This is a genomic window from Methanospirillum hungatei (genome assembly GCF_020216685.1).
Taxonomy (GTDB): Archaea; Halobacteriota; Methanomicrobia; order Methanomicrobiales; family Methanospirillaceae; genus Methanospirillum; species Methanospirillum hungatei_B.
In genome coordinates this window covers 1-6,742 of sequence record NZ_JAIWNS010000234.1, presented here as the reverse complement: position 1 = coordinate 6,742, position 6,742 = coordinate 1, and the positions used below count along the sequence as shown (strand labels likewise).

Below are 6,742 nucleotides of genomic sequence, written 5' to 3'. Positions count from 1 at the left end.
GATGGTCATCATCTCCTGCACAGCCGCATCACCGGTTGTTACATCCTCAAGAGAACGGTTCATGGAGGTTGTGACATTCTTCGACTTTTTCTGCAGGATGGTTATAAGACCTGCAATCCGCTCAGCAGATACTCTTGATTCTTCTGCAAGAGCTTTTACTTCATTTGCAACAACAGCAAAACCAAGCCCTGCATCTCCTGCCCTCGCTGCCTCAATTGCTGCATTCAATGCAAGAAGATTTGTCTGATCCGCAATGCCACTGATAAGTTCAACAATAGAGCCTATCTCACCCATCTGTTCATCGATTTCCTGAACAACCTGATTTGTCTCTTCAAAGGAGTCCTTGATATTCTTCATTCCCTCGCCGGTTTTCTGAACCAGTTTTGTTCCTTCTATCGAGAGATTATTGGTTTTCTGCGTAAGTCCTGCAACATCTGTTGTCTCTGTTGCAACAGATGAAACCGCCGCTGCAAGGTCATTCATGGCACTTAAGATCTGTTCTATACCATGGAGGGATTTTTCAGAAAGATCGCTGACATGATTTGCATTTAATGCAAGAGTTCTTGATCCGGCAGCAATCTCCTCAGAACTGGCATTTGTTTCCTCCATGGTACCAAGAAGTGATTCAACCTCCTGTCTGACATGCAGGATGGATGAGCCGGTATCTGTTCCAATGGTGTTCAGGGCATTTTTAAAAGGAATGAAATCTCCTTTCACGATTATCTCTTCAGAAAACCGGGCTGAAAAATTTCCTCCTGCATATTCTTTGGAAAGGGTCATAGCTTCATTTATTGGAACAAGCAGGTTTTCCAGAGTTTCATTAAACCCTCTGATAATATCCCTGTAACCACCCTGGAAACCAGACTCATCGCCTCTTACTGAGAGATTTCCCTCCTTTGCTGCAAAAACCAGTTTTTGAGTCTCGTCAATAAGATTACTGATGGTATTGGCGGTAACACGGAGTGCAGGACCTATCTCATCTTTCTTATCCACAATCGGGATATGTGATACCTTTTCTCCCCGTGCTATCTTCTGCATAGATCCAATAAGCTCATTTTGAAGATTATTCGCAAAAGAATCCATTGCTTCTGCCATTTGACCGATCTCATCTTTCCGGATCATATCAAGACGTATTCCCAGATGACCTTTATTCATCTCCTGAATCATGGTGACTGCCCGTGAAAGCGGACCGGTGATACTTTTGGTAAGAACTAATGCAAGGCCGATTCCAAAAATCAGAGTCAGCAGGACAATAACAAAAAACAAGAGTGATGATTCCTGGTAGGTTTTAACGATATCATCTCTCATCTGTTTTGATTTTTCCTTGTTATATATTTCCAGATTATCAAGAGCATCCTGGGCTGCATCTCTGGGAACAGCGAAATTTTTACTATATATTCCTTCTAATGCCGCTTCTTCCCTTCCATTATTCATATCATCTATAATTTTTCGAAGGTTTGTTTCAAATACCGGCCAATTTTTCTCAAATTCTTCGATAAGTGCGGCTTCTTCAGAAGATAGTGACTGACTCTTATATGCTTCTATTTTACTTTTTATATTAACAATCTCATCATCAATCTCTGCAAATTTATCTTTACGTTCATCTTTTGCAAATACTGTTTTGTAAATGTTAATTCTGATATTGAGAAAACTATTATCGGCATTTAACAATTGTTCTAAAGAAACGAGATTATCATCATACATTATTTTCGCCTGTTCTGCCATATCACCCATTGCCAGGTACCCTACCAGGGCAATGATGATAGCAAAAAAGATGACGCATAAAAATCCACCAATCAGTTTCTTTTTCATTGGAATGTTATCAAGAAACATACCGTACCCCCTGTCGTTCGGTTATTACTACCTATCCGTGGAAGGTAAATAGATTATGGTTGCCTAATATCAGATAAATGTACTACTAAAGCGTATTATTGGATTAGCATGTGATGCCTGTTGTTAATTTCATGAGAAAAATTATTATGGTTATTGGAGGACGGCAGTCCCATCAGCCAAAGTGACATACACCATATTATCACGAATAGATATCCAGGATGGATCTGATAGTCCGCTCATACGTGGTGTTATGGAGCCAAATTTGTCAATCGACGCAATAGTATCATCATAGGTGACATAGAGGATATCGCCGGTTTTCGCCATTCCCTTTATCGGTCTTCCTATGTCTGCAAATATTCCATATCCTCCGTCAGGAGTAAGCCGGGTAATTACAGATCCCCTACTCTCCGCTATATAGATATCTCCTTCAGGGTCGACTGCGAGATGTAAGGGATGACTAAATCCCGAATTGATGGTGCTTATAATCCCCTTTGAACCGATTGTGTAAATATTTCCATCATATCCACTTGCAACATACAAATTGCCTTGAGCATCAAATCCCATTCCCTGCGGGCTCCAGATATTTGAAGCAAACGTAGTTATACTCCCATCCGGAGTAATTTTCAGGATTGTCCCATCAAACGTTCCTACATAGATATTCCCATCTTGATCCAAGGTCGGAAATCGCGGTTTATTTATACCGCTGGCAAGAATATCTTTCGTCCCATCCGGTTTAATCCGTATCACTGTTCCCTGGGTTGGATCTATCGTTATGATATTGCCCGATGGATCAACGGAATATGTTTCAATACTATCTGAAATTTTTGATACTGTCGTGAAGGTGAGTGGTGGAAGACCGGATATTGATGCGGCCGGTAGAATTCCTGTCCCAGGTGTAGGAGATATGAGAATAGTCTGCGTTGAACTCTTCGTTTCTGTTGAAAAGATCACTTCAAGAGTGACCGTGTACGTGCCATACTCAGCATATTCCCGTGTATATGGATCGTGTGAATTAGTACTTACCGTGGATAGATATTCTGTTCCAAATCCATCTCCAAATCTCCACCTCACACCCTGAGCTCCTTCACAGGGAATTATCGGTTTCAGAGTTACTTCTTTAGGATTATTTGGATTCACCGTGAAGGTAAAAGATACCGGACAGGAGGTATCTGACGGTGTAAATCCCTCTATACTCTGACTAATGGTATCTGTACATCCACCTTCACAGGTGACTGATAGCGTTGGTTCATATTTTCCTGGAATGGTGAACGTGTGCACAGTACTCTGTTCAGTAGAGTAACTCCCGTCCTGAAAATCCCACATCCATGACACCGGGCGAGGATAGGAACAATCGGTAAACTCAATAGTCAGGGGCACTTCTCCTGATGCCATTGATCCGCGACTGGATGTTGCAATAGCAGAAAAACAGGCTGTACATAAACAAGGTGTCGTGGTCGGGGTCTGTGTAATGGTAACATCTGGAGTCGGAGTACTCGTCGGGGTTATGGTATCTGTCAGATATGATGATTTTGGTACAAATTTTACCGTCAGTTTCCCCTCGCCTGGGATGACTGCAGTGAGAGAGTAGGGCATTCCACATCCCCAGTTTGAGGGAGATTTAACGGTAATTCTCCATTCTGCTGGTCCCACAAAAGTCCCGGGATATACTCTCGTCTTCTGGTACATGACCTTCGCTTCAGTTATTGGTTTATCACTAGAAAGAGAAGTCTTTCCCATGATATTTTTGGTAATTCTGCCAGAAAAAGTTCCATCAACAAAGGCCCCTTTATCATCCTTATACACAATGGAGGAAATTTCAATTGGCTTTGTTGCACCAGAAGGAACTTCAGATTCCAGTTCATACCATATCCATCCTTCTTCGGGAGTAACAAATTCAAAGGTTTTTTGAAAGTACGGCTCCACATCTGGTTTCCAGGAAAGGGGATTTTTCATTGCAGTATCATCACACGTATACCAGTTAGATAATGCACACCCAGTACTGAAACATTCTGAAAATGAAAGACCCGTCTCAAAAATAATCTCTGGTTTTACGGTCAACTCGGTAGGTTCACCGATAACTCCTTCGATATTCAATAGTATGAATAAAGAAACCAGGATTAACAGATGGATTTCTGAATACTTATTCAAATTATATTTCATAGAATTTCACCCCATATATGAGATCTTTTACAAAATCTGTCGAAAATACAGTATTTTATTACGTCTTTACTGACAGATGAAAGATGATAATCAGTTTATATTATTTAAGTATTCGTGTAATGATGAATGAATAAATGTTTTATTCTCATGAGAAAATGTTAGATATATATCCGAAATAATACAATTATGGTTCATATTGTTTAGAGTTGCAATCGCTTGATAATAGAGTAATCTTTTCCCAAATATTAGGGCGTTCCTGAAACGGTATACAATTGAGAGGTATGAGATTCTTTATCGTATAACCAGGTCAATATCTCAGTCATTTATGATCCACCCGACTGAGCGTTCCTCTCTTCGCCTTCATCACATCGTTGCGCTCTATGTCGGTTCAGTTCTGGGTTGTGGAGTACTCATCCTTCCAGGACTATCTGCAGAGATTGCTGGCCCTGGATCTCTCCTTTCATGGGTTTTCATTATTATTCTTGCGTTTCCCATGGCACTTACCATGGGCTTTCTCTCGGCACGGTTTCCAAATGACGGGGGAGTTTCATATTTTGTAACTCTGGCTTTTAATGAGCAGCTCGGAGCACTTATCGGATGGTTTTTCCTGGTTTCGGGAATTATTGGTGTTCCAATCCTTGCATTAACCGGGGCCGGATATATTGCTGCTGCGTTTGGGGTTTTAGAAGTTTTCAGAATTCTTATTGCGATCTCAATTATTCTGGTGGGACTATTTCTTAATTACATCGGTATGCGGGTCAGCAGTCAGGTGCAGATTGTTGTCGTTCTTGGGACCATATGTATTCTGGTCGGTGCATGTATCGGGAGTTATCGGACCGTGGACCCGGTGCATTTCACTCCGTTCATCCCAAACGGATGGATGAGTATCGGGTATGCATCAACTTTACTCTTCTGGAGTTATATTGGTTGGGAAGCCGTGACTCATATTGCCGAAGAGTTTGAAGATCCGAAGCGGGATGTAGTCAGGGGCACGATCATCGCCTCAGTCATTATCGGAAGTCTGTATCTTCTCACTGCATATGTTGTTGTTGGAACCGGGATGTATGGACCGGGAATATCGGATGTTTCACTCGTGTATCTGATCAAGGGATCATTTGGACAGTTTGGCATGATTCTTACAGGACTGACAGGATTATTTGTCTGTCTGGCACCATCCATATCCTACATTGGAGCAGCATCCCGGCTTTCCTACTCTCTTGCCGTTACCGGGTATGCACCGTCATATCTTGCACGGTTATCAGAGCGATATTATACCCACATCGGAGGGCTTATTTTTTTGGCCGGATGTTTTTCAGTAATATTTCTCATGTATAGTACCGGTCTTCTCTCTCTGGCATTTCTTATTCAACTCCCAAATTCAACATTTATCTTAACATATGTCGGAGGTTGTGCAGCCGGGATGGTATTACTCAAAGATAGCCGGTGTGCATTCTATTTGAGTGGGATTTCACTCATATTAACATCATGTATCCTGCTTTTTGTATCATGGGCGATATTATTTCCTATAGGTATTATCCTCATTTGGGGTATTTTCCTGATAAGAAAGCGGAAAAGTAAGGAAAATCTCTCAAATGACTTGTGATAAGGGGTACTTGTGTCTCTGATATAGAATTTTCTGATACCTATAACAATTCTGTTTTTTGCCTGTTCCATAGGTAGAGTATAACCAGAATCTGTATACATAACACCATCCCGGCCATACATGCTTCATCCCATCCGAGTAAAAACCCTCCTTTTAGTGTCCCTTCTGCTGATGAAATACTCCAGGTGAGCGGCCACATAATGAAAAGATTCATGGTTATCCGGAAGAGTGCGGCAAATATCCATCCAAATCCCATGAGGACAAGGATCATTAAAGCCGGGTATGTTCCGATATGATATGCACCAAGCACACATCCCGTGAGCAGAATGCCCGGAAGAATTCCAAACGCCTTGTCAAACCGAATCTGCAGCCATGCGAAGAGAAAGAACGGTTCCCATAAAATGAGTCCGTTTGTCAGAAAATGAGGGATAAGAGCATCTCCATATGAACCATACCGCATAAGTACAAAGTACAGGAAAAAAATAGCGAGCAGGATACTGATTAACAGGCTGAGCATGAGCCCCTGTTTCTTTATCCCGGTTTCCTGAAGGATATCCTGGTGGTTTTTGTATAACCACCAGAGCGGGAAGACAACCAGAAAGACGGTGAAGAGAAATGAATATGATTGTTTCATGATTCCTTCCGGAAGATGAACCATCAGGTAATATCCTCCGCAGATCATAATAAGTGCAGTAACCATTGCGACAACCGTATCCCGCGTTGGATGCCAGGCTATCCAGTGATGTTTTTTTCCATGCATCATTGATGATATGATCATCGGAAATGTAAGTATTTCAAGGTGATTGAGTGAGGTATGTCAAAAAAATCTACAAAAGAGTAGGGAAAAATCTGATTGTTTGAGATTATTTCCTCTTTTTCCCTATCACCCGATATATCATATATGAGAAGAAAAATGTCCCCTTTTCTCCAGCCTTTTGAAAACCATCCATCAGTTCATCAGCCTGGATCTGTGACATTTTTCCATTCTGCACTGCTCCTGCAATAAAATTATCAAAATTCATCGCACGGCGTATCGTCGGAAAATCTTGCATTACGACTGGTTCAACCTCTATTGTTGTATCCAGTTCAGATTCAATGAAATATCGATGAAGCTTTCTTCCGGTCCACCCATAATCGGAAGAGCGT

Annotated in this window: 5 protein-coding genes; 1 reads left to right on the top strand and 4 read right to left on the bottom strand. The window is 41.5% G+C overall.

Translation table 11 applies throughout. The annotated features are described in order from the left end of the window. Both LDL35_RS13745 and LDL35_RS13740 read right to left on the bottom strand, forming a co-directional pair. The coding region (locus tag LDL35_RS13745) for a methyl-accepting chemotaxis protein (protein WP_304023451.1) at nt 1–1,833 on the bottom strand (1,833 nt) is incomplete at its 3' end. A 150-nt stretch (nt 1,834–1,983) separates the two neighbouring features. Beyond that, on the bottom strand, nt 1,984–3,786 hold the full coding sequence (locus tag LDL35_RS13740; protein WP_304023449.1) for a PKD domain-containing protein: 1,803 nt from the start codon (nt 3,784–3,786) through the stop codon (nt 1,984–1,986). Nucleotides 3,787–4,318: 532 nt separating this feature from the next. On the opposite strand from LDL35_RS13740, the gene LDL35_RS13735 reads away from it, so the two are divergent. Then, a complete protein-coding gene (locus tag LDL35_RS13735; RefSeq protein ID WP_304023447.1) occupies nt 4,319–5,596 on the top strand; it encodes an APC family permease in 1,278 nt (425 codons plus the stop codon). 40 nt (nt 5,597–5,636) lie between these two features. On the opposite strand, the gene LDL35_RS13730 is transcribed toward LDL35_RS13735, so the two are convergent. Further along, a complete protein-coding gene (locus tag LDL35_RS13730) occupies nt 5,637–6,359 on the bottom strand; it encodes a hypothetical protein (RefSeq protein ID WP_304023445.1) in 723 nt (240 codons plus the stop codon). Nucleotides 6,360–6,459: 100 nt separating this feature from the next. After that, a partial coding sequence (locus LDL35_RS13725; RefSeq protein WP_304023443.1) for a hypothetical protein occupies nt 6,460–6,742 on the bottom strand: 283 nt, incomplete at its 5' end.

What these genes read in the sequence shown, in the direction of transcription:
- LDL35_RS13735 (WP_304023447.1), top strand. Translation starts at nt 4,319, where the DNA reads ATGATCCACCCGACTGAGCGTTCCTCTCTTCGCCTTCATCACATCGTT.
- LDL35_RS13740 (WP_304023449.1), bottom strand. Translation starts at nt 3,786, where the DNA reads ATGAAAAATCCCCTTTCCTGGAAACCAGATGTGGAGCCGTACTTTCAA.
- LDL35_RS13730 (WP_304023445.1), bottom strand. Translation starts at nt 6,359, where the DNA reads ATGATGCATGGAAAAAAACATCACTGGATAGCCTGGCATCCAACGCGG.